At 68.1% G+C, this 22126-nt stretch carries 20 protein-coding genes and 4 tRNA genes; 8 read left to right on the top strand and 16 right to left on the bottom strand.

The features are described 5' to 3' along the window. Window positions 1–39: 39 nt before the first annotated feature. Window positions 40–1698 (bottom strand): DNA repair helicase XPB, encoded by a 1659-nt coding sequence (locus tag M8859_RS17210; RefSeq protein ID WP_159925100.1) that lies wholly within the window; start codon window positions 1696–1698, stop codon window positions 40–42. Between the two features lie 247 nt (window positions 1699–1945). Between M8859_RS17210 and M8859_RS17205 the strand changes: the two genes are divergently transcribed. Next, window positions 1946–2590 carry a LysE family translocator gene (locus M8859_RS17205; protein ID WP_249644531.1) on the top strand — a complete coding sequence of 215 codons (645 nt, stop codon included), beginning with the start codon at window positions 1946–1948 and terminating at the stop codon, window positions 2588–2590. 33 nt (window positions 2591–2623) lie between these two features. Here M8859_RS17205 and M8859_RS17200 read toward each other — a convergent pair whose 3' ends face one another. The 3 genes from M8859_RS17200 to M8859_RS17190 all read right to left on the bottom strand — a co-directional run bounded on the left by M8859_RS17200 (window position 2624) and on the right by M8859_RS17190 (window position 5386). Further along, window positions 2624–3193: a dihydrofolate reductase family protein gene (locus M8859_RS17200; RefSeq protein WP_249644530.1), complete on the bottom strand. Its 570-nt coding sequence runs from the start codon at window positions 3191–3193 to the stop codon at window positions 2624–2626. Window positions 3194–3244: 51 nt separating this feature from the next. After that, window positions 3245–4411 carry a pyridoxal phosphate-dependent aminotransferase gene (locus M8859_RS17195; protein ID WP_249644529.1) on the bottom strand — a complete coding sequence of 389 codons (1167 nt, stop codon included), beginning with the start codon at window positions 4409–4411 and terminating at the stop codon, window positions 3245–3247. Between the two features lie 66 nt (window positions 4412–4477). After that, window positions 4478–5386 carry a sigma-70 family RNA polymerase sigma factor gene (locus tag M8859_RS17190; RefSeq protein ID WP_249644528.1) on the bottom strand — a complete coding sequence of 303 codons (909 nt, stop codon included), beginning with the start codon at window positions 5384–5386 and terminating at the stop codon, window positions 4478–4480. 101 nt (window positions 5387–5487) lie between these two features. Between M8859_RS17190 and M8859_RS17185 the strand changes: the two genes are divergently transcribed. Then, the gene (locus M8859_RS17185) at window positions 5488–6111 is read left to right on the top strand and encodes a GNAT family N-acetyltransferase (protein ID WP_249644527.1); all 624 of its coding nucleotides are present in this window, start codon (window positions 5488–5490) and stop codon (window positions 6109–6111) included. Window positions 6112–6137: 26 nt separating this feature from the next. Further along, a complete protein-coding gene (locus M8859_RS17180) occupies window positions 6138–6659 on the top strand; it encodes a class I SAM-dependent methyltransferase (RefSeq protein ID WP_308221208.1) in 522 nt (173 codons plus the stop codon). Window positions 6660–6912: 253 nt separating this feature from the next. On the opposite strand, the gene M8859_RS17175 is transcribed toward M8859_RS17180, so the two are convergent. The 3 genes from M8859_RS17175 to M8859_RS17165 all read right to left on the bottom strand — a co-directional run bounded on the left by M8859_RS17175 (window position 6913) and on the right by M8859_RS17165 (window position 9675). Then, window positions 6913–8004 (bottom strand): 3-deoxy-7-phosphoheptulonate synthase, encoded by a 1092-nt coding sequence (locus tag M8859_RS17175; protein WP_159925114.1) that lies wholly within the window; start codon window positions 8002–8004, stop codon window positions 6913–6915. 215 nt (window positions 8005–8219) lie between these two features. Next, complete coding sequence (locus tag M8859_RS17170) at window positions 8220–8690, bottom strand: carboxymuconolactone decarboxylase family protein (protein WP_159925116.1); 471 nt, start codon at window positions 8688–8690, stop codon at window positions 8220–8222. A gap of 106 nt (window positions 8691–8796) precedes the next feature. Next, complete coding sequence (locus tag M8859_RS17165) at window positions 8797–9675, bottom strand: oxidoreductase (RefSeq protein WP_159925118.1); 879 nt, start codon at window positions 9673–9675, stop codon at window positions 8797–8799. Window positions 9676–9796: 121 nt separating this feature from the next. Between M8859_RS17165 and M8859_RS17160 the strand changes: the two genes are divergently transcribed. After that, window positions 9797–11413, top strand: coding sequence for a (2,3-dihydroxybenzoyl)adenylate synthase (locus M8859_RS17160; protein WP_308221205.1), 1617 nt, complete (start codon window positions 9797–9799; stop codon window positions 11411–11413). 12 nt (window positions 11414–11425) lie between these two features. Here the strand turns inward: M8859_RS17160 and nbtS are convergent, their stop codons facing one another. Next, a complete protein-coding gene (gene nbtS, locus M8859_RS17155) occupies window positions 11426–12736 on the bottom strand; it encodes a nocobactin biosynthesis salicylate synthase NbtS (protein ID WP_249644526.1) in 1311 nt (436 codons plus the stop codon). Window positions 12737–13089: 353 nt separating this feature from the next. Between nbtS and M8859_RS17150 the strand changes: the two genes are divergently transcribed. The 3 genes from M8859_RS17150 (at window position 13090) to M8859_RS17140 (ending at window position 17568) form a co-directional block, all read left to right on the top strand. Beyond that, entirely contained in the window at window positions 13090–15579 is a 2490-nt protein-coding gene (locus M8859_RS17150; protein WP_249644525.1) for a glycerol-3-phosphate 1-O-acyltransferase, read from the top strand. 40 nt (window positions 15580–15619) lie between these two features. Next, a complete protein-coding gene (locus tag M8859_RS17145) occupies window positions 15620–17035 on the top strand; it encodes an HAD-IB family hydrolase (RefSeq protein WP_159925126.1) in 1416 nt (471 codons plus the stop codon). A 104-nt stretch (window positions 17036–17139) separates the two neighbouring features. Next, window positions 17140–17568 (top strand): DUF6069 family protein, encoded by a 429-nt coding sequence (locus M8859_RS17140; RefSeq protein WP_159925128.1) that lies wholly within the window; start codon window positions 17140–17142, stop codon window positions 17566–17568. A gap of 54 nt (window positions 17569–17622) precedes the next feature. On the opposite strand, the gene M8859_RS17135 is transcribed toward M8859_RS17140, so the two are convergent. From M8859_RS17135 to M8859_RS17100, 8 genes are all read right to left on the bottom strand, one after another. Beyond that, window positions 17623–18342 (bottom strand): polyprenol monophosphomannose synthase, encoded by a 720-nt coding sequence (locus M8859_RS17135; protein ID WP_255466173.1) that lies wholly within the window; start codon window positions 18340–18342, stop codon window positions 17623–17625. Window positions 18343–18542: 200 nt separating this feature from the next. Then, window positions 18543–18725 carry a hypothetical protein gene (locus M8859_RS17130; protein WP_159925130.1) on the bottom strand — a complete coding sequence of 61 codons (183 nt, stop codon included), beginning with the start codon at window positions 18723–18725 and terminating at the stop codon, window positions 18543–18545. Between the two features lie 86 nt (window positions 18726–18811). Next, window positions 18812–19489 (bottom strand): GAP family protein, encoded by a 678-nt coding sequence (locus tag M8859_RS17125; protein WP_195139923.1) that lies wholly within the window; start codon window positions 19487–19489, stop codon window positions 18812–18814. Between the two features lie 575 nt (window positions 19490–20064). After that, a tRNA-Phe gene (locus M8859_RS17120) sits at window positions 20065–20138 on the bottom strand. A gap of 58 nt (window positions 20139–20196) precedes the next feature. Further along, a tRNA-Asp gene (locus M8859_RS17115) sits at window positions 20197–20270 on the bottom strand. A 29-nt stretch (window positions 20271–20299) separates the two neighbouring features. Then, window positions 20300–20372 (bottom strand) — tRNA-Glu (locus M8859_RS17110). Window positions 20373–20466: 94 nt separating this feature from the next. Beyond that, window positions 20467–21132, bottom strand: coding sequence for a TetR family transcriptional regulator (locus M8859_RS17105; RefSeq protein WP_195070310.1), 666 nt, complete (start codon window positions 21130–21132; stop codon window positions 20467–20469). A gap of 92 nt (window positions 21133–21224) precedes the next feature. Continuing rightward, on the bottom strand, window positions 21225–21431 hold the full coding sequence (locus tag M8859_RS17100; protein ID WP_159925136.1) for a hypothetical protein: 207 nt from the start codon (window positions 21429–21431) through the stop codon (window positions 21225–21227). A 555-nt stretch (window positions 21432–21986) separates the two neighbouring features. Between M8859_RS17100 and M8859_RS17095 the strand changes: the two genes are divergently transcribed. Beyond that, window positions 21987–22059, top strand: a tRNA-Lys gene (locus M8859_RS17095). Window positions 22060–22126 lie beyond the last annotated feature (67 nt).

The following is a 22126-nucleotide window of genomic DNA, read 5'->3' as shown; positions in this document are numbered from 1 at the left end:
CCTCATTCCTAGCACAGCTTACGGAGCAATTGCCTCCGCTTATCCGATGGCGGGGCCGAGCAAGTCGTCGGCATCCGTGATGCGGTAGGCATACCCCTGTTCGGCGAGAAAACGCTGACGATGGGCGGCGTATTCGGCGTCGAGGGTGTCGCGCGCGACCACCGAGTAGAAATGGGCTTGGCCGCCGTCCTGTTTCGGACGCAGCAGCCGCCCGAGACGCTGCGCCTCCTCCTGCCGCGAGCCGAAGGTACCCGAGACCTGCACGGCGACAGACGCTTCCGGCAAATCGATGGAGAAGTTCGCCACCTTGCTCACCACCAGCACCGGAATCTCGCCGCGACGGAACGCGTCGAAGAGTTCCTCGCGCTCCTTGGTCTTCGTCGAGCCCTGGATCACCGGAGCGTCGAGCGCGGCGCCGAGTTCGTCGAGCTGGTCGAGGTAGGCGCCGATGACCAGGGTCGGCGCGTCGCGGTGCTTGGCCAGGATCGACTCGACCACCGCGATCTTGGTGTGGGCGGTCGAGCACAGCTTGTAACGCTCCTCCGGCTCGGCGGTCGCGTAGGTCATCCGCTCGGCGTCGGTCAGCGTCACCCGCACCTCGATGCACTCGGCGGGGGCGATCCACCCCTGGGCCTCGATGTCCTTCCACGGCGCGTCGTAGCGCTTCGGGCCGATCAGCGAGAACACGTCACCCTCACGCCCGTCCTCGCGCACCAGCGTGGCGGTCAGGCCGAGCCTGCGGCGGGACTGGAGATCGGCCGTCATCCGGAAGACCGGGGCGGGCAGCAAGTGCACCTCGTCGTAGATGACCAGACCCCAGTCGCGGCTGTCGAACAGTTCCAGGTGCTTGTACTCGCCTTTGGTGCGGCGCGTGATCACCTGGTAGGTGGCGATGGTCACCGGGCGGATCTCCTTGCGTTCACCGGAGTACTCGCCGATCTCGTCCTCGGTGAGCGAGGTGCGCGCGAGCAGCTCGCGCCGCCACTGCCTGCCCGCCACCGTGTTGGTGACCAGGATCAGTGTGGTCGCCTTGGCCTTGGCCATCGCCGCGGCGCCGACCATCGTCTTGCCCGCGCCGCAGGGCAGCACCACCACCCCGGAGCCGCCCGCCCAGAACGAGTCGGCGGCCATCTGCTGGTAGTCGCGCAGATGCCAGCCGTCGGTCGCGTAGTCCAGTTCGATCGCGTGCGCCTCGCCGTCGACGTAGCCCGCGAGGTCCTCGGCGGGCCAGCCGATCTTCAGCAGCGTCTGCTTGATCCGGCCGCGCTCGGACGGGTGCACCACCACCGTGTCGTCATCGATGCGCGCGCCGAGCATGGGGGCGATCTTCTTGTGCCGGAGCACCTCCTCCAGCACCGCGCGATCCAAGCTGACCAGCGTCAACCCGTGCGCGGGGTGCTTGACCAGCTGCAATCTGCCGTAGCGGGCCATGGTGTCCACCACGTCGACCAGCAACGGCTGCGGCACCGCGTAGCGGGAGAAGCTGACCAGCGCGTCCACGACCTGCTCGGCATCGTGCCCGGCCGCCCGCGCGTTCCACAGCGCCAGCGGCGTCACCCGATACGTGTGGACGTGCTCCGGCGCCCGCTCCAGCTCGGCGAACGGCGCGATCGCCTGCCGCGCCGCGTCGGCGGCCTCGTGGTCGACCTCCAACAGCAGCGTCTTGTCACTCTGCACGATCAGCGGACCGTCGTTCACAGTCCCTCCTCCGATAGATTCCCCGCCATTCTCCCCGACCCCTCCGACAACCTCGCAGGTTACCGGCCTTTCCCGCCGGGCGCGGGTGGCAGCGACCGGGTGTAACGCCGCAACGGTGCGATGTCTTCCCCGAGACGGCCACCGCCGAGGCCCAGCGCGGGTGCGGAGCCTTCTCCGGTACGACGACGACCAGCAACCGTCGACTGGACCGCGACAGGGGCCGGTGGGGCGGGTGAGGATCGGGGGCATGATCGAGATGGCGGCGGCGGCGGGAGTTGCGGTGGCGGCGTTGGGGATGGTGCTCACGCCGGGGCCGAACATGATGTATCTGGTGTCGCGGACGGTGTCGCAGGGGCGGCGAGCCGGGTTGGTGTCGTTGGCGGGGGTGGCGGCCGGGTTCGGGGTGTATCTGGCGGCGGCGACAGCGGGGATCACCGCGGTGTTCGCGGTGGTCCCGGGGCTGTATCTGGCGGTGAAGCTGGCGGGGGCCGCCTATCTGGGGTGGCTGGCCTGGCAAGCGGTGCGGCCAGGGGGCGTCTCGGTGTTCACGCCTTCGGCGCTGTCCGCGGACCCCGCGCGACGGCTGTTCACGATGGGGCTGGTCACCAATCTGCTGAATCCGAAGATCGCGATCATGTACATGGCGCTGATCCCGCAGTTCGTCACGCCGGAGTACGGCACAGTGTGGTTGCAGAGCCTGTGCTTGGGTGTGGTGCAGATCGCGGTGGCGCTCACCGTGAACGGTCTGATCGTCCTCGGCGCGGGCGGTCTGGCGACGTTCCTCACCGACCGCCCGCTCTGGCTGCGCACCCAGCGATACGTCACCGGCACGATGCTCGGCGCGATCGCCGCCCTGCTCGCCACCGACCGCGCCCGCCCCGCACCGGCCTGAGCCGATGCGAGGGCGGTGCGGCAAGCGCTCGGCTCAGCGCGGTTCGGACGGTTCGGATGGTTCGGTCAGGCGATAGTGCAGTTCGGCGAATTGACCGGCCTGCTCGACGCCGACGAGTCGCAACCGGTCGGACAGGATGCGCCGCGGCAGCAACGGCGCACCCGCGCCCAGTGTCACCGGAGCCACGCTGACCATGACGTCGTCGAGCAGTCCCGCGTCGGCGAACTGCCCGGCCAGGTCACCGCCACCGATGATCCAGATGTTGCGCTCACCGGCCGCCTCGGCCATCTCCCGGTGTACCGACTCGACCGTTCCGGAGACGAACCGGAGGTTCGCACCGGGTATCGCCGGAAGAACCCGATGGGTGAACACCCAGCACGGGAGGTCGCCGTAGTTCTCGCGCCAAGTCTCCGGTGGTTCGTTGGTCCTTATCCATTCGTAGGTGGTCGCGCCCATGCACATGGCGCCGACCTGCGCGAGGAAGCCCGCGATGCTCGTCTGTGCCTCGTCCGCGCCGTCCACCTCGAACAGCCAGGTCAGCGAGTTCTCCGAGTCGGCCAGATATCCGTCGAAGCTGGTTGCCGTGTAGTACTGGGTTGCCATGCCGAGCACCTTGCCAGCGAAACCTGACAATCCACGGCAAGGTTTCCGTGATCAGTCCCGGCGCAGTCGGCGAACTCCCTCGTCCAGGGTCTCGTCACGCTTGCAGAACGTGAACCGCACCAGATGGTTCCACGCGGCGGTGTCGTCGGCGAACACGCTGACCGGCACCGCGGCCACACCGAGACGCTTCGGCAGTTCACGGCAGAACCCCAGACCGTCGGCGGCGCCGAGCGGGGTGATATCGGCGACCACGAAGTAGCCACCCGCACTCGGATACACCCGCAGCCCGGTGTCGGCCAGCGCCGCCGAGAGACGAAGGCGTTTGTCCGACAACGCGTCCCGCAACTGCGCTACCCAGCCCAGCTCGTGGTTGATCGCGTGCGCGACCGCAGGCTGGAATGGTCCACCCGCGACGAACGTCAGGAACTGCTTGGCCGCCAGCACGCCGTCGATCAGGCCGGCGGGCCCGCACGCCCACCCCGTCTTCCATCCGGTGACGCTGAAAGTCTTCGCGGCGCTGGACACCACGATCGTCCGCTCCGCCATGCCGGGAAAGGTGGCCAGGCTGACATGTTCCGCGCCGTCGTACACCAAGTGCTCGTAGACCTCGTCGGTGAGCACCAGGATGTCGTGTTCACAGGCGATTTCGGCGATCGCCCGCAGATCCGAGCGGTCCAGCACCGTGCCGGTCGGATTGTGCGGCGAGTTGACGATGAGCATCCGGGTCTGCGGGGTGATCGCGGCGCGCAGGCTGTCCAGGTCGAGGACGAACCGATCCCCCTCGGCCACCAGCCGGGCCGTGCGCCGCCGGGCGCCGGCCAGAGCCACGGCCGCGGCATACGAGTCGTAGTACGGCTCGATCAGCACGACCTCCTGGCCGGGCTCCACCAGACCGAGCACCGCGGCGCTGATCGCCTCGGTCGCGCCCACCGTCACCAGCACCTGCGATTCCGGGTCGTAGTCGGTCCCGTAGCGCCGGGCCCGGTCGGCGGCGACCGCCTGCCGCAGCACCGGCATCCCGCGCCCCGGCGGGTACTGGTTGAGACCGTCGGCGATCGCGCGGCGCGCCACTTCGAGCATGCTCACGGGACCGTCGGTGTCGGGAAACCCCTGCCCCAGGTTGACCGCGTCGTACCGGACCGCGAGTTCGGTCATCTCGGCGAAGATCGTGGAGGCGAAGGGGCGCAGGCGGGCAACGGTCTGGTGTCGCGGGAGCATAACCGGAGACTAGCCCAGCCGGGGAAATCGGCAGCCTCGCGATAGCGGACAGCTATGTATCCGGCCTCAGTCCAGCCGGACGCCGCCCAGCTTGGCCGGGTTCGCCAGATCGTAGGTACCCCAGACCAGACCGTCACGCACGGTGAAGCCGACGACCCGCGCGGGATAACCGGCCCTGCCCTCCGCTGCCGGACGCGCCGCGACCTGTAGACCCAACTGTCCGTTGACCGACACGAATTCGTAGACCGGCGCCTTCTCCAGCCCGTACTTGCGCACCAGGCCCAGGTAGAAGCGGGCGATGCGATCCGCACCGTGCAGAACGTTGATCGCGGTGGCGGTGGTGCCGTTGGCATCGCCGATCATGACCGCGTCCGGATGCAGCGCCGCGGCGACGGCGGTCACGTCACCGGAGCTCAGCGCGGTCAGAAAACGCTGCACGGCCACCTCGTGCTCGGCATCGGGCACCGGCCGCGGCGTCTGCGTCACCGCCTTGCGGGCACGCACCGCCAGCTGCCGCGCGGCGTCGGCCGAGATCCCGAGGATGTCGGCGATCTCGTCGAACGGCACCGACAACCCGTCGTGCAGCACGAAGGCCACGCGCTGCGGCGGCGTCAGGGTGTCCAGCACGACCAGCGCCGCGAACCGGAACTCCTGCTTGCGCACCACGGCTTCCAGCGGGTCGGGCGCGCTCGACGGCGTGCGCGCGGTGACCACGGGTTCCGGCAGCCACTGGCCCACGTACCTTTCCCGCCGCGCCGCCGCACTACGCAGCCGGTCCAGACAGATGCGGCTCACCACGGTCGTCAGCCAAGCCCGCAGGTCATCGATCTCGGACTGGTGCGCACCGGCCAAACGCAACCAGCTCTCCTGGACCGCGTCCTCGGCATCGCCGACGCTGCCCGTCAGCCGATAGGCGACCGAGAGCAGATGCGCCCGATGAGACTCGAACAGGTCGGAAAGCAGCGCGGCAACCATCGAGGGGAAGTCTACGGTTCGCTTCCCGAACCGCCCCCTGCGGCATCGGCGGCCGGGGAAACCGGATGATTCGCCGGACCCTTCCGTGGCAGCATGACCCGATGGATCACCATGTGCTGTCGAACGGAACGATCTGGCTGTCGGCCCCGACGACGGACGATATCGACACCATCACCGAGTGCTGCCAGGATCCGGCCATCGCGGAGTGGGTGACCATCCCCGTGCCGTACGTCCGCGACAGCGCCGTGACCTTCGTCCAGGAGATGGTCGTCCCGGGTTGGGCGGCGCGCAGCCCGACGTGGGCGGTGCGGCTGAGCGCCGACGGACCGGTCGTCGGCATGATCGGTCTCGGCGAACTCGACGAGAGCGCGGCCGAGATCGGTTTCTGGCTCGCTCCGGCGCAGCGGTCGCGCGGCCTGATGACCCAGGCGATCGAGCTGGTGTGCGAGTTCGGTTTCCGCGCCGACGGCCTGGCCCTGGAGCGGATCGCCTGGCGCGCGTTCGTGGGCAACTACGCGTCGGCCGCGGTCGCGCGGCGCGCCGGATTCCGGTACGAGGGCATGTCCAGGCTGGGCAGCATCCAGCGCGGACGGCGCCGCGACCATTGGCTCGCCGCCCGGCTGCGCACCGACCCACCCGGCCCGGCGAACGACTGGCCCGCCGAGATCATCGGTGACCGGACGCCGATCACCCAGGCGTCCGTCAGCTCGGACGCCACGTCGTAGGCGGCGCGGATGACAGCCGATTCGCGATTCGCCTGGATCGTACGGACCATGGCCGTGCGGCAGGCCGACCGCGTTCTGGAGACGGTCCCGGTTCCAGCGATTCTTTCGCCTACCTCGCCGAGCAGGCGGTCGACGGGACGATCGTCGGGGTGGAGCGCTCCGCCACGGCGATCCGTCGCGCCCGTGTCCGGTATGCCGCGCAACTGGAGTCGGGCCGTGTCCGGCTGGTGCACGCCGATCTCACGGATTTGGACGAGGGCTTGCTACTGCGCGAGACCGGGCTCGGCGCAGGTGATTTCGACAGCGTCCTGGCGGTGAACGTCAACCTGTTCTGGACCAAACGTCCCACCGCGGAGCTGACCCTGATCCGGCGGCTGCTGGCGCCCGGCGGCACACTGTGCCTGTTCTACGGCTACGGCGCACCCGACACCGCGAATCCGACCGGCCCGCGACCGCCGCTCGCCCGGCTCACCGAACACTTGACCGGAGCAGGCTTCAGCGTCCGGACCATCTCGTCCGGCGATCTGTCCGGCCTGATCTGCACTTGATCCAACCCGCGCGCTGCCGGACATCCTGTTGCTGGTCCGCGCGAGCCGACCGCCCCGCCGACAGTGCGGAGAGACCGCTTCGATTCGGTTGGCATGGCTCACCGGCGTCTTCGCGCCGAACGTTCTCGAGCAGTGGTGGCTGGTGTCCGGGCAGACGAGGAATTCCGCTTCGTCTGCCCGGACACGAGCCCGACCGTGCACCGCCCGCGGAGGGCGGGTCCTCGGAAAGGTGCGCCTGGCCCACCGGACGGATTCAGCGCTCGCGCCGCTGCCCCACCGCGTCGGCCAAGCGGTCCAGCTGGGCGGCAGTGGTTTCCCAGTCCAGGCAAGCGTCCGTGATGGACTGCCCGTAGGTGAGCTCGTCGGCGTGGCCCAGGGTGAGGTCCTGGCGACCCGCCACCAAGAAGCTCTCCAGCATGACGCCGACGACGCCGGACTCACCCGCCGCCGATCGCCTGGCGATCTCGGCGACCACGTCGACCTGCTTGTTGTGGTCCTTGTTGCTGTTGCCGTGGCTGGCGTCCACGACGACGCGCCGAGGCAGCAAAGCCTTCTCCAGCCGCAGGCACGTCTCGGCGACCGAGGCCGCGTCGTAGTTCGTGCCGTTGCTGCCGCCGCGCAGGATCACATGGCAGTCGGGGTTGCCCGTGGTGCGGATGAGCGCGGAGCGGCCGTCGAGATCCGTGCCGGGGAACACATGACTGGCCGCCGCGGCGCGCACACCGTCCACCGCCACCTGGACGTCGCCGTCGGTGCCGTTCTTGATCCCGACAGGCATCGACAGCGCGCTACTGAGCTGGCGGTGCACCTGGCTGGCCGCGGTGCGCGCGCCGATCGCGCCGTAGGACACCAGGTCTGCGATGTACTGCGGAGTGATCGGGTCGAGGAACTCACAGGCCACCGGAAGACCGAGGGCGGTGATGTCCACCAGCAGCTTGCGGCCGAATCCCAAACCGGTGTTGACGTCGAACGAGCCGTCCAGATGCGGATCGTTGATCAGGCCCTTCCAGCCCAGGCTGGTGCGCGGCTTCTCGAAGTAGACCCGCATCACCACATGCAGCCGGTCGTCGAGCTCGGCGGCCTTCGCCGCGAGACGGCGCGCGTAGTCCAGCGCGGCGGCGGGGTCGTGCACCGAGCACGGGCCGACGATCACCATCAGGCGATCGTCAGACCCGTTCAGCACGTCGACGGTGGCTTTGCGGCCCGCACGGACGGTGTCGGCGAGGGCATCGGTGATCGGGTGCACGCGACGCACCTCCGCCGGCGAACGTAGCGGACTGATGTTCAGGGTGCGTTGATCATCCAGATCGGAATGCCGCGCGTCGACGTCGGCTGCGGTTGTCATGTCGTGGGTTCCTTTTCTCGGGACCGACCCACGGACGAGAATTCCGCCGAGCCGGTCCAACGTCCGGCTCGGGGTGGAAGTTCGTCAGCGCACGTGGTTGCCGCAGACCAGCCCACCCAGGGCCGGCTTGCTAAACCAGAAATACACGCGCTGCACGTCAGGCACAGTACCAGCCCGCAACCGATCGGTGAACGAGCAGTGCCGCATGCCACATCTCAGCCCCACTGGCCGGGCACGTAATCTCCGGCCGGAGTCCGGGCGATGACGTTCATCCGGTTCCAAGCGTTGATCATCGCGATGGCGGCGATGAGGGCGGCGATCTGGTCGTCGTCGTAGTGCTTGCGCACGTCCGCCCATACCGCGTCGCTGACCGCGCGTCCGTCGCCGATCCGGGTGGCCTCCTCGGTGAGCGCGAGTGCGGCGCGCTCGGCCTCGGTGAACACGGTGGCCTCGTGCCAGGCGGCGATCAGGTTGAGCCGCGCGGAAGTCTCTCCCGCGTGCGCGGCGTCCTTGGTGTGCATGTCGGTGCAGTAGCCGCAACCGTTGATCTGGCTGGCGCGAATCTTGACCAACTCATAGGTGGCGGCGGGCAGGGTCGAGTCGTTGATCACCTTGGAGGCCATGGTGAGCCGCTTGACGAAGCTGCCGCCGACCGGGTTGGTGAAGAGTTCGAAGCGCTGTTCCATGATGTCCGTCCCTTGTCGTTGCTTTGGGTTCGTCAAGAGGACGACGCGGTGCGCCGGAGTGTGACAACGGCGGGTGCGATGTGGATCACAGCGCCTGAAGCGGCGGCTATTTCGTGAAGTCGTAGGTGACGCCGGTCAGCTTCTCCGACAGCTCCCAGAGTTCGGCGGCGACCTTCTCGTCCTTGGACGCCTTCGACGAGCCGGACGGCCCGGGGAAACCGCGCGTGCCGCCGAGCCCGGTCGGCCCGTAGTAACCGCCGGGCCGGACGTCGGTGGTCGCGGCGTACAGCGTCGGCAGCGCGCCCATCGCAGCGCCCTGCGCGAACAGCCGGTTGCCGAGCCACATCAGCCGATCCTGGATCGACTCGGTGTGCGACTGCAATTCGGTGGCCGCGTAGCCGGGGTGCGCGGCGACCGAGAGCTTCGAGGAGCCCGCAGCGGTCAACCTGCGCTGCAGCTCGCGCGCGAACATCAGGTTGGCCAGCTTGGCCTGCCCGTAGGCAGCCCACCGCTGGTACTTGCGCCGCTCCCAGTTGAGATCGTCGAGATCGATCCGGCCCATCTGGTGCGCGGCGCTGGAGACGGTGACGAACCGTTCGGAAATCTTGTCCAGCAGCAGGCCGGTGAGCGCGAAGTGACCGAGATGATTTGTGCCGATCTGCTTTTCGAATCCGTCGGCGGTGCGGCCCTCGGGCAGAGCCATCACGCCCGCGTTGTTGATCAGCACGTCGGCCCCGTCGACACTCTCGGCGAACGCCCGGACCGACGCGAGATCGGCCAGATCCAGTTCGCGCACGACAGCCCGGTCTCCGAGATCGGCGGCCACGCGCTCCCCCTTGGCCACGTTCCGGCAAGCGAGCACCACCTCGCCCCCCGCCGCGGCCAGCGCGCGCACCGTCTCGGCCCCCAAGCCACTGTTGGCGCCGGTCACGATGAACTTCTTGCCGCTCTGGTCGGGAATGTTCGAGGTATCCCACCTGGTCATAGCGAAAAGTCTAGTGCGCGGTAGCCGCGAGCGGCAGATCCGGACACGCGCGAGACGGCGTGAAGTAGGGTTGCCTAACCTATATAAGGCACATCTTGGCTTGATTCTTGTGAGGCAGACCGTGACTACCACACCGACCGAGTCCGCGCACCGCGACGGCTACGTCCCCTTTCCGGCGCACACAGCCGCGGAGTATCGAGCCGCGGGGTACTGGGCGGGACGCCCGCTCGGGGACATGCTGCGCGCCACCGCACGCCGGTATCCACAGCGTCCCGCGCTGCTCGATGCGGAGGGCGCGCGCAGCTACGCCGACATCGACGCCGCCGCGGACCGGATGGCCCACGGCTTGCTCTCGCTCGGCATCGCTCCCGGCGATCGCGTGGTGGTCCAGCTCCCGAATGTGCCCGAGTTCCTGACCGTGCTGTTCGGCCTGCTGCGCGCCGGGATCATCCCCGTGCTGAGTCTGCCCGCGCATCGACGGGCCGAAATCGAGCACCTCGCCCGGCTTTCCGACGCGGTCGGGTACATCGTCGCCGACCGGGTGGGCGACTTCGACTACCGCGAACTGGCCACGACCGTGCGGGCGGCGGTGCCCTCGCTGCGCCACGTCCTGGTGCTCGGGGACCCCGGCCCGTTCACCGCCCTGACCTCGATCCCGTGCGACGGCGGCGAGCTACCCGAGAGCGATCCGGGCGACATCGCCCTCATGCTGGTCTCCGGCGGCACCACCGGCCTGCCGAAGCTGATCGCGCGCACTCACGACGACTACGTCTACAACGCCACCGCCAGCGCCGAGGTGTGCGAACTGACCGAACAGGACGTATATCTCGCGACGCTGCCCGCCGCACACAACTTCCCACTGGCCTGCCCCGGGATCCTCGGCACCATCGGAGTCGGGGCGGCGGTCGCCTTCGTCGGCGACCCCAGCCCCGAGAGCGCGTTCGCCGCGATCGAGCGGCACCGTGTCACGGTCACCGCGGTGGTGCCGCCGCTGGCCCAGCTCTGGTGCGCCGCCACCGAATGGGAGACGGCCGACCTGAGCTCGTTGCGTCTGCTGCAAGTGGGCGGCGCGCGACTGGCCGAGGTCAACGCGAAGGAAGTGACCCCGGCGCTGGGCGCGACCCTGCAACAGGTGTTCGGCATGGCCGAGGGCCTGCTCAACTACACCCGGCTCGACGATCCGGCCGAACTGCTGCACACCACCCAAGGCCGTCCGCTCTCACCCGCCGACGAGGTCCGCGTGGTGGACGGTGACGGCAACGATGTGCCGCCCGGCGCGGAGGGCGAACTGCTGACCAGGGGGCCGTACACGATTCGCGGCTACTACCGCGCACCCGAGCACAACGCCCGCGCGTTCACCCCCGACGGTTTCTACCGCAGCGGCGACCTGGTCCGCCGCCTGCCCAGCGGGCATCTCGTGGTGTCCGGCCGGATCAAGGACGTGATCAACCGCGGCGGCGAGAACATCTCCTGTGACGAGCTCGAGGAACATCTGCTCGCCCATCCCGCCGTCCGGCATGCCGCCGCCGTCGGGCTGCCCGACCCGGCATTGGGCGAAAAGGTCTGCGCCGTACTGGTCGTCGACGGCGAGATGCCGACGCTGGCACAGATCAAGACCTTCCTCGCCGACCGCGGCCTTGCCACCTACAAGTTGCCGGACGTCCTGCGCCGCAGTGACAAGCTGCCGGTCACCGCGGTCGGCAAGATCGACAAGAAAGCATTGCGCGCCGAGCAGTAGTGGCGCCGAAGGCTATGCCTTCACCACGTAGGGCGCGATGCTGCCCAGTTTTTCGCAGGTCTCCTCGAACTCGCGCTCGGGCCGCGACTGCCCGACGATGCCCGCGCCCGCGCGCAGCCACGCACCTTCGGTGTTCTGATACACCGCGCGCAACACGAGGGTCGCCTCCAGCGCGCCGGTCGGTGAAACGGTCACCACCGCACCGGAATACAACCCGCGAGGGTCGTGATCGAGCCGGAACACCGAGTCGACTCCCGCACGCTTCGGGATTCCCGAAGCGGTCACCGACGGGAACAGCACCTCCAACGCGTCCCAGCTGGACCGGCCCGCGGCCAGCCTGCCGCGCACCGTGGAGGCCAGATGCTGCACACTGCCGCGCTCGCGCACGGCCATGAAGTCCGAGACCGCGGGTGTGCCGGGATCGGCGACGGCCGCGATCTCCGCGAACGAGGTCTGGACCGAAATCGCGTGCTCGACGATCTCTTTCGGATCGGTGACCAGGTCGGCTCTGGCGGCGAGGTCGGCGGTGGCGCCGCGACCGAAGGCGCGGGTACCCGCCAGCGGCTCGGTGGTCACCACCCGCTGCTCGTCCACGGAGACGACCAGTTCGGGGCTGAAGCCGGCCGCCTCCAAATCGCCGAGCCGCAGCAGGAACGACCGCGCCGGCGTGTTGTGGGCGCGCCCGAGCCGATAGGTGGCCGGAACGTCGACCGCGAACGGCAGATCGACCTTCCTGGACAGGATGACCTTTTGGTACCGCCCGGCCTGGATCTCGCCGACCGCCTCGGCAACCCGGTCCCGGTACCCGGTGGGATCGATGCGGATATCGGCCGGATGCGCCCGCGGCGGTTCGGTGTCCTGCGACTGCGCGATCAGGTCGTGGATGTCTCCGGTCTCCGCCGGCGTCGCGCCCGATATCCGGACGCCGAATTCACCGACCCGGACCTCGATACGGGGGATCATCAGATGCGCCACCGTGGTGCGCGAGTCCAAGTGCTCGGTGGCGTCGAGGGTCCACGCGCAGAACTCGAATCCGATCCATCCGTATGCGTTTCGGCCCTCGAGGGGCAGCGCGGCGAGCGCACGGTCGAGCACCCCCGCCGGATTGCCTTGCCAGGCACTGGTCGTCGTCCGGCCTTCCCAGGTGACGCGCAGTTCCCGCACATCCAGTTCGACACTGCCGATCGGATCGGCGGCGAACACCCATTCCTCCGGACGCTCGTACATCACGTACTCGCCGAACCGATCCGCCCCCGCCAGCCGGGACATCGCTGCCGCCGGATCGGTCACATACTCAACCCGCAGGCGTTCCGTGGTCGACAACGATCCTCCAAAGGTTACCCTGGCCTAACTTATGGAGGTAAGGTTAGCATTACCTGCTTCGTCGCGCGGGTGTGCTCGCGAACACACCGCGAACCAGGAGCGATCAATTCGAGCGGACGGTCGGCGCGTAATCGAACGACGCGCAACGCAATCTGTGCTGCTACGCGGCCCGCGCGCCATCGCGGACCCGTCCCCCGCGACCGATCGCGCTTCGCCGCGGGAACGCTCGACCGGCCGCGCACGCACGACATCCCTGCCGCCTGGTCCGAACTCACCGTGCCGACTGCCTGCGCGGAGTAGACCCGCCGGGATTGAATAGTGGAGAGCGTCACCTGCGGAGGGAAAGAACATCGATGATCGATCACCGCGGCGATTCACCCGCGACAGCCCGGCCCGGGACCGCACCGCAATCGGTGGTGGCCCTGATCGACGCCGCCTCGGGGGTGGAGCGCGAACTCGTCGGCAAGTGGCTTGCCGATGGCGGGATCGGCGCGGAGTTCGGCACCGACGCGCCGGTCACCCAATTGGACCTGGACCCGGGCGCCGTCGCCACCCGGCTGGTCGGCAGGCGCGACGATCCGCTCGTGGTGCCGATCCGCGTGCTGTGGCTGCCGCCGGAGCGCGACGGCGTCCGCCGGGTCACCTTCGCCGATCTCGTCCTGCTCACCAACCCGCGCAAGCCCAACCGGCTGGCGCAGCGCAGGCTGCTGTCGAAGTCACCGGACCGGTACGTCGTGCTGACCGGCGCGCCCGCCCGGCTCAGCGAACTGCGCGTGAACCACCCGGAGGCTTCGGCGCTGTTCGAGAAGGGCAACGCCGAGCCGTTCGCCCGCGCCGTCGTGCGCGCGGCGGTGGTGGCGCTCGAACGCGCCGAACGCACCGTCATCGGTGACCGGTACAAGGTGCCCAGGCTGGTCGCGGAGGAAATCCTCGACTCCCCCGACTTCTCGCGCAGGCTGGAGCTGATCGCCGATCAGATCGGGGCGAGCCCGCACGAGGTGTACCGCCGCGCGGAGAAGGCGCTCAACGAACTGGTCGCCGCCCAGAGCAGGCTGGTCTCCGACCTGTTCACCCAAGCCATGCGGCCGGTGCACGCCTCGACCTGGAAGGTGGACCCCGACGAGTCCGGCCTGACCGGGTTGCGCGACCTCAACCGCCGCTATCCGCTGGTGTTCCTGCCCTCGCACCGCTCCTACGTCGACGCGTTCGTACTGGGAGACGTGCTGGCCCGCAACGACTTCCCGCCGAACCACGTGATCGGCGGCGCGAACCTCGGCTTCTGGCCGATGGGCCCGATCGCCCGACGCACCGGAACGGTGTTCATCCGGCGCAGTTTCGGCGACGACGAGGTCTACAAGGCCGTCGTCGAAGAGTACTTCGCCTATCTGCTGGCCAAGCGCTTCAACCTGGAGTGGTACTTCGAAGGCGGCCGCACCCGCACCGGAAAGCTGCGCCCGCCACGCTACGGCTTGCTGAACTACCTCGCCGCGGCGGTGCGTTCGAACCGTATCGATGACGTCATGCTGGTTCCGGTCTCCATCACCTACGAGCGGCTCAACGAGCTCGGAGCCATCGCCACCGAGCAGGTCGGCGGCAAGAAGAAGCCCGAGGGGCTGACCTGGCTGGCGCGCTACATCCGGAGTCAGCAGCATTCCGCCGGGCACGTGTACGTCCGCTTCGGCGAGCCGCTGTCGGCGCGCGACCGGCTCGCCGCGCACGGCGATCCGATGACCTCCCCCCCGCTGACCATCCCGCTGCATCACATGGAGCCGATCCCGCCGCCACGCACCGAAGCCGGAGTCGTCGACAGCGACCCGCCGGAAGTCGCCGAATTGGAGCGGAAGGCCGTGCAGCGGCTGGCGTTCGAAGTCGCGGTCGGGATCAACGCGGTTACTCCGATCACGGTCAACGCGTTGGTCACCCTGGCGCTGCTGGGTGTGGACGGACGCGCACTCACCCTCGGTGAGGTGCGCACGGTGCTCGCCCCGGTGCTCGGCTACATCGACAAGCGCGAGCTGCCGCGCGGTGAACTCGACGCGCTACGCGACGAGCAGGGCCTGGCCGTGGTGCTGGAACAGCTTTCGCTGACGAAGGTGGTCACGGTATATCGCGGCGGGATCGAGCCGGTGTACTCCATCGAGTCCGGCGCGCATCTGGAGGCCGCTTTCTACCGCAACAGCGCTGTGCACTGGTTCGTCAACCGAGCCATCCTCGAGCTGTCCATCCTCGCCGCGGTCGACGCCGGCGACACCGACGCCCTACAGAGCGGTTGGGACGAGGCGTTCCGGCTGCGCGACCTGCTGAAGTTCGAGTTCTTCTTCCCCGAGCGCGGTGAGTTCGCCGACCAGATGGTCGCGGAGATGCTGCTGGTGGATCCGGAATGGTACAGCCACTCCCGCCGCGACACCCTCGGCTCGGACATCCTGGCGAAGCTCACCGCTTCCGGCTTCACGATGGCCCACCGCGTGCTGCGCTCGTTCGTCGACGCGCAGTTGGTGGTGGCCGAACGGCTGGCCGGCCGGGATGTGGGCGAGCAGATCGACCGCAAGGAGTTGATCACCGAGTGCGTGGCCGTCGGCAAGCAGATGATGCTGCAGCAACGGTTACACAGCCCGGAATCGGTCTCCACCGAGTTGTTCACCAGCGCGCTGAAGCTGGCCGACAACTACGGCCTGCTGGAAACCGTGCCCGACGACGAACCCGCCACCCCCGGCGCGGAATCGACCCGGCTTCGCACGGAATTGGCACGGCGCAGAATCGAGTTCGCCGAGCGCCTGCGCGCCATCGGCGCCCGCATCGCGCAGGCCGCCGCCCTGGACCCGTCCAACCTGGAGGCGCGGTGAACGATCGACGCGGAAATAGCGCGGCCCTGGAGGAGGCTCGATGACCGACGCGCGCGCTGACCTCGACGCCGCGATCACCGCCATCCGCTCCGGGCCGCAGGGCCGCGCGGTCGCCGCGTTCTTCGATTTCGGCGGCACGGTCGTCGACGGCCCCGGCCCCCGGCACGGGCTGCGCCGCCGCAAACCCGCCGACGTGCTGCTCGGCGGCATCCGAAACCACATGACCGACGGCGAATACAGCCAGTTCTTGCGCGAGCTCTCCGAGACGCTGGCCGGACGCTTCGAGCAGGAACTGGACGACCTGGGCAGGCGCCTGTTCAAGCGCACTCTCTACGGGCACCTGTATCCCGAAGCGTGGCAGCTGATCAGGACCCACCAAGCGGCCGGGCACACCGTCGTGCTGGTCAGTTCGCTGACCGGCTTCCAGGTGACGCCCGCCGCGGCGCAGCTGGGCATCGAACACGTTCTGTACACGCCCATGGCGACCCGCGACGGCGTGCTCACCGGCTATCCCGATGGGAAGACGCTGTGGCGCAACGGCAAGGCCGACGCGGTCGCCGAGTTCGCCGCCGCGCACGAGGTGGATCTCGAAGACAGCTACGCCTACGCGGGCGCGATCGCCGACCAGCCCACGCTGTCGCTGGTAGGTCATCCGGTGACGGTGAATCCCGACGACGCGCTGGCCGAGATGGCCGACCGGGAGCACTGGGCCAGGGTGACGTTCCGGCCGCGCCGCCCGCCGCGCGCGAGCGACTACGCACGCACCACCGCGGGCTTCGCCGGACTGCTCGGCGGAGCGCTGTACGGAGTCGCGTCGAAAGCGCCGACGAAGGACCGGCAGCTGATGGCCGACGCGCTGATGGCGCACGCGGCGCGCAATACGCTGCGCATCGCGGGAGTGCATCTACGGGTCACCGGCGCGCGAAACGCGCGATCGCCTCGCCCGGCGGTCTTCTTGTTCAACCATCAGAGTCAGTTCGACATCATCATCGTGCCCGCCGTACTGGGCGGCGGCGTGACCGCCATCGGCAAGAAAGAGCTGACCAAGAATCCCGTCTTCGGGCCGCTCATGCGCTTCGTCGGCGCGACGTTCATCGATCGCAGGAATACCGAGCTGGCCAAGGCGGCGTTGCGACCGGTGGTGGAGACTTTACGCGGCGGCTTGTCGGTCGCGGTGTCCCCGGAGGGAACTCGCTCCTACACCCCCGAGGTCGGCCCGTTCAAGAAAGGCGCGTTTCACATCGCGATGCAGGCCGGAGTGCCGGTGATCCCGGTCGTCATCCGGAACGCGGGCGAGGTCTGCTGGCGCAACGCGATGGTCGCCCGCCCCGGAACGGTGGACGTGGCGATCCTGGACCCGATCGACGTCAGCGCGTGGGATCCCGGCGATATGGACCACAACGTGGCGCAGGTGCGCCAGTTGTTCATCGACACGCTCTTGGATTGGCCCCGCTGATCGGCCGGTTTGCGCCCGCGCCCGACAGCGGTATTGACCTCAATAATTATTGAGGTTTCATCATGGTCTCCACCGGAGTGAATACTTCAGACGAGGAGACCATCATGTCGACCACCACAGCACCCGCCCTCCGCATTCCCGCCGTCAACCGGCCGGTCGCGATCCTCGGTAGCGTCGCCGTCACGGTGGCGGTCAACCTGATCGTATGGATGCTCGGCTTGGCAGCCGGCGGCTCGTTCGAGACGACCGATGCCGGTGAGACTTCCGAGGTCACGGCGAGCGTGGTAGTCGTCTCCTCCGCCGTGCCACTGATGATCGGCATGATCGCGGCCGCGTTGCTGTCCTACCTGTGGGTGGGCGTGCTGCGGGTGGCTCAGGTGGTCGGCGCGGCGCTGGCGGTGGCGACCATCGGCCTGACCCTCGCGGCGGATTTCGACCTCGTCAGCACCCTCGCCCTGTCGGCCATGCACGTGGTGCTGGCTCCGGCGCTCGTCGTCGGCCTCGAGGCGATGCGCAACCGGCTCGGCCGCTGACCGGATACAACAGCGGGTCCCGCTTCCCCGCGGAAGCGGACCTGTTGGCGTGGCTCAGACCGCGCGGCCGAACAGCAGCTTCCACGGCATCAGCGCCGACTCGAGCTGCACCTTGAGGCTCATTTTGGACGCGCCGAGCGTCCGCTCCTCGAACCGGATCGGAACCTCGGCGATCACGAACCCCTTCTTGATGGTGCGGTAGTTCATCTCGACCTGGAAGGAGTAGCCGTTGCTGCGGATCGAGGCCACCTCGATGGCGCGCAGCGTGTCGGCCTTCCATGCCTTGAAGCCCGCGGTGGCGTCCTTGACGCCCAAACGCAGGATCAGGTTCACGTAGAAGTTTGCCCAGGCCGACAGCGCCTTGCGGTACCACTTCCATTCGGCGGCCGTCGAGCCGCCCGGGACGTAGCGGGAACCGAGCACCACGCCCGCCTCGGTAGTCGACAGCTTCTCCAGCATGGCCGGGATGACTTCGGCCGGGTGCGACAGGTCGGCGTCCATCTGGATCACCACGTCGGCGCCCTCATCCAGCGCCCGGGTGATACCCGCGACGTACGCCCGGCCGAGACCGTCCTTCTCGGTCCGGTGCAGCACACCCACCACGTTCGGCAGTTCGGCGGCGAGCTTGTCGGCCACCTCGCCGGTGCCGTCCGGCGAGCTGTCGTCGACCACGAGTACGTGCAAGTCGGGCACCGGCAGCGCGGTCAGCCGCTCCACCGCAACCGGCAAGTTCTCCCGCTCGTTGTAGGTCGGCACAACAACGGTAACCCTCAAGGGTCGCCCTCCCTGCTGATCCTGGTTTCCGCTCGCAGCCCACGCCAGGACCTCCGAGCAATCGTCGAGTTCTGGAGAACCGTACTCGATACTCCTGATCGCGAGCTGAGCGGCCGCGCCCCGCGCGACGGCGTCCGAGCCCGCGACCTGCGGCTCAAGATCAACTTCACCGTCCGGGGGAAGGCTGCTCCCGTGCCGCCTCAGTCTCCGTCGCGCCAGGCCCGATCGCGGGCGTCTTCTCGCTCGTTGCGCGCATGCGCGATCTCGAGCGCTCGTTCCGCCGTCGCCTTGTCCGGATACGGCCCCATCCGGTCGCGGAACCAGCACTGCCGCCCTTGCTCGGCCCGATTGTGCTTCAAGCAGTAATACCAGCGCTCAGCCATGCCCTCAGCATCCCACCGAACACCACACCTCAACCGCATTTCCGTGGACCCATCGCGCTTCTGGCGACGCCATTCACCGCCGAGATCTACCAAAGGCTCTGGTAATGGACGAACGCGTCCCACAGGAGAACCACACCGAAGATCGCGAAGAGTATCCGCACCGAACTCGGCCCGTAAGCGGTGATAACGCGAACTACGTTCCGATACATCCGCCGCGCTCCGGTCGTGCGCCGCATCGCGAGGCCGAGTATCACCAACGGCGGCAGCAATGCGAACGCGCAATAAGCGACGATGATCAGCGGCCACAACGTAGGTAGCGGATTTCGCGCGGAGATCATCGCGAGCCCAGCGAGATAAGGGACCGCGGTCGGCGCCTGTGCGATTCCGATCACCACGCCGATCCCGGCGAGCATCCACGGCCGACGTCGCAAGGTAGTCGCCGGTTGCGGGGGCGCGGTTCCGGTCATCCGAATGCCGGCGAGAACGAGCAACACCACGCCGGCGGCGAGCTCACCCCAATACCGCACCGCCGGAGTTATCCGGAAGTCGATCAGATCGGTCAGAAAGCCGATACCCAGTACGGTGCAGACGCCGAAGGCGGTGGTGACGGCGAAGACGCCCGCCAGCAAGCTCAGACCGCCCACCAGCGGCGAGCGACGGCCCAGCCTGCTGTCGTAGACCACGGCCGCGGTGACGCCGATCAGCAGCAGATCGAGCGAGTCCAGGAAGGCGAACCCCGCGAGCGCAAGGAGAAGGGTCGACATGTCCGCGCCAGCCTACCCGCGACACGCAGATCGACCGCGGCTCCTGTTGTGAACCTCTCTGCACCGCTGTGGGATTCACCACATCGGACCGACAGCCACGCCCAGGCAATCGCGCATCAACCCTCACTCGGTCGGCGAGACCCGGTCGACAGCGTCGCCCATGGACACCCTCGGCAGGGATCAATCAGGGGCCGCCCGCCGGTCGACCTCGATCAACCGAGGAGCGTTGGAACTGACTCCACCGAGGAACGGTCGACATGCACCAACCAAGGGAGATCCCTCGAGAAAAGTCGACCAGGGAGACCTATCGACAGAAATCAACCAAGGTAGGCCCGTCGGCACAGGCCATCCAAGGGACACCGATCGACATGGACCACCAAGGAAACTCGGTGAACGTAGCGGCCCAGGGCGCGATCCCGGGAACCACCCGGACGACACCCACCAGACGCAACCACAAGTCCGGGGGTCCGGGGGCGAAGCCCGCCACGCGGGGCGTGGGGGTTGCACCCCCACAGAACATGACGAAACGAGAACGGCCCACGCTCTCCGTGAGCATGGGCCGCCTACGAGTGGAGTGGCCAGGGCCGGGATCGAACCGGCGACCTTCCGCTTTTCAGGCGGACGCTCGTACCAACTGAGCTACCTGGCCGCAGGCACCCGAAGTGAATGCCATACGCGAAACGCCGGAAATCTCCGGCGCTTCTTTGCGACCCTGACGGGACTCGAACCCGCGACCTCCGCCGTGACAGGGCGGCGCGCTAACCAACTGCGCCACAGGGCCATGCTCTGCTACCAACGATCCGAAGACCGTACCCCCTACGGGATTCGAACCCGCGCTACCGCCTTGAAAGGGCGGCGTCCTAGGCCGCTAGACGAAGGGGGCTCGTCCCGGATTTCTCCGGACCGGCTTTCAACGGCTGTCCGTTGGGAGCTGGGATAGCTTATGACAGACCGGACCGGAATCCCAAACCGGCTGGTCAGAGGCTCAAACCGAGTTCCTCCAAGCGGGCTTGCGCGCGCCAGCCGTCGCTGCGGAACTTCTCCAGCCATTCCGGGGTGGCCATCGCCTCGACCACGACCTCCAGCGCCTCCTCGAACCGCGCCCGCAGATCGACCTGTCCGCCGAGCAGGTCCACCATGTACCGCTGGCCGGCCAGCGCGGCCGCGAGCGTGCGGGTGAACCGATCGGGATCGGCGTCCGCTCGCAGCTGCCCGTGGTCGATCGCGCGGACGGTGAGCACCCTGGTCGTGCGACCGAGGATGCGACCGCCGCCCGCCTGCACGTCACGGTAGAAATCCGGTTCGATGATCAAGCGGTACTCGGCCTGCACGATGATGTCGTGCTCGAGCCGCAGCGCGATCTCGTCGACCACCCCGTGCAGGATGTCCAACGGACTCAGGTCCGTTCGGGCCAGCCAGCGCTCGGCGGAGGCGCGGTAGCGTTCCACCGCCGTCTCCAGCACCGCGCGCGCCAGATCTTCTTTCGAATCGAAATGGAAGTACATGGCGCCCTTGGTGGCACGCGACCCTTCCAATATGCGGTTGAGCGATGCAGCGGCATAGCCGCTCTTCCCGAACTCAACGGCGGCGGACCTGATAATCGCCGCCCGTGTCCGGCGCGCCCGCTCTTGCTGCCGTGCCATGCTCGAAACGCCTCCGAAGCCTACTCGCCGCCAATCAGCCACCCCCGAAGGAACGGACCCTCGGCGCGAATTCATGAGTTTTTATCGATACTTCAAACCCGGTTTTCGCCCGATTTCAAACTCTCGGTACGAAAACTCGCGAAAAACCTGAAACACACCAGCTGGTATAGTTTGCCTGCCCGGGTGCGCCGCAGGGGGTGCGCATCCGGGCATTTCTTCGTCTCGAACGTGCCTCCTCCTGCGGCATCGAGTTCCGTCGAACCGTGGCCGGCCGGACCGGCCGCGGCGCCTTCGGACACAGCAACGACAATCCGAATTCCGCGGCGCCGACCGAGTCGGCGATTCTTTCGGAATTCACCAAGGCGTCACGGTACCCGGAATCCCGTTCCGACACGCGGCAAACCGAGGAGTAAGCGCGCCATCCGATTCCGATTTCTGTTACGGCAAATATTCGGCAACCTAAACGCGTCGTCCGATGGGTGCGCGAATTAGCCAGCGGCCCAGGGAGGTTCACTCGAGCCGACCGGCAACCCGGGCGCCCGACCGCCGCCCACACTTCGCCCGCCAACTCATGCCACGAGTCTTCCCCGCCCCGGGACGTTCACCCCCTGCAAATCCAAAGAGATTGTCAGCCAACATGATTGGATGATATCCAGATCCGGGTAAGATGAACAAAGCTGGGTACCAAATGTTTACCGCCTGCATCGCCCCCTCCACACGGCGCGTTACCCATCCTCGCGCGCCGCGCGACGCACCCGGGCGTGCCACGCCGACTTCCCCATCCATCCCGCCTCCCGACACGAACTCCCCCGATTGGGGCTTCCGGCCCCGACCGCACTACACTGTTCCTCCGCGCCCCTATAGCTCAGTTGGTAGAGCTACGGACTTTTAATCCGCAGGTCGTAGGTTCGAGCCCTACTGGGGGCACAAGTCGGGCGCCCGGGGACGCCGGGGGCCCGACCAGTTTGAAGAAGTTGGCCGACGGGGGGCACCC

The organism is Nocardia sputi, from assembly GCF_023501985.1.
This window is presented reverse-complemented; position numbering and strand designations above follow the sequence as displayed.

Coding starts and splice junctions, on each gene's coding strand:
- M8859_RS17165 (WP_159925118.1), bottom strand. CDS start 9,675: ATGACCAGGTGGGATACCTCGAACATTCCCGACCAGAGCGGCAAGAAG.
- M8859_RS17140 (WP_159925128.1), top strand. CDS start 17,140: ATGTCGACCACCACAGCACCCGCCCTCCGCATTCCCGCCGTCAACCGG.
- M8859_RS17125 (WP_195139923.1), bottom strand. CDS start 19,489: ATGTCGACCCTTCTCCTTGCGCTCGCGGGGTTCGCCTTCCTGGACTCG.
- M8859_RS17190 (WP_249644528.1), bottom strand. CDS start 5,386: ATGGTTGCCGCGCTGCTTTCCGACCTGTTCGAGTCTCATCGGGCGCAT.
- M8859_RS17175 (WP_159925114.1), bottom strand. CDS start 8,004: ATGACAACCGCAGCCGACGTCGACGCGCGGCATTCCGATCTGGATGAT.
- M8859_RS17145 (WP_159925126.1), top strand. CDS start 15,620: ATGACCGACGCGCGCGCTGACCTCGACGCCGCGATCACCGCCATCCGC.
- M8859_RS17105 (WP_195070310.1), bottom strand. CDS start 21,132: ATGGCACGGCAGCAAGAGCGGGCGCGCCGGACACGGGCGGCGATTATC.
- M8859_RS17185 (WP_249644527.1), top strand. CDS start 5,488: ATGGATCACCATGTGCTGTCGAACGGAACGATCTGGCTGTCGGCCCCG.
- M8859_RS17150 (WP_249644525.1), top strand. CDS start 13,090: ATGATCGATCACCGCGGCGATTCACCCGCGACAGCCCGGCCCGGGACC.
- M8859_RS17205 (WP_249644531.1), top strand. CDS start 1,946: ATGATCGAGATGGCGGCGGCGGCGGGAGTTGCGGTGGCGGCGTTGGGG.
- M8859_RS17195 (WP_249644529.1), bottom strand. CDS start 4,411: ATGCTCCCGCGACACCAGACCGTTGCCCGCCTGCGCCCCTTCGCCTCC.
- M8859_RS17200 (WP_249644530.1), bottom strand. CDS start 3,193: ATGGCAACCCAGTACTACACGGCAACCAGCTTCGACGGATATCTGGCC.
- M8859_RS17130 (WP_159925130.1), bottom strand. CDS start 18,725: ATGGCTGAGCGCTGGTATTACTGCTTGAAGCACAATCGGGCCGAGCAA.
- M8859_RS17170 (WP_159925116.1), bottom strand. CDS start 8,690: ATGGAACAGCGCTTCGAACTCTTCACCAACCCGGTCGGCGGCAGCTTC.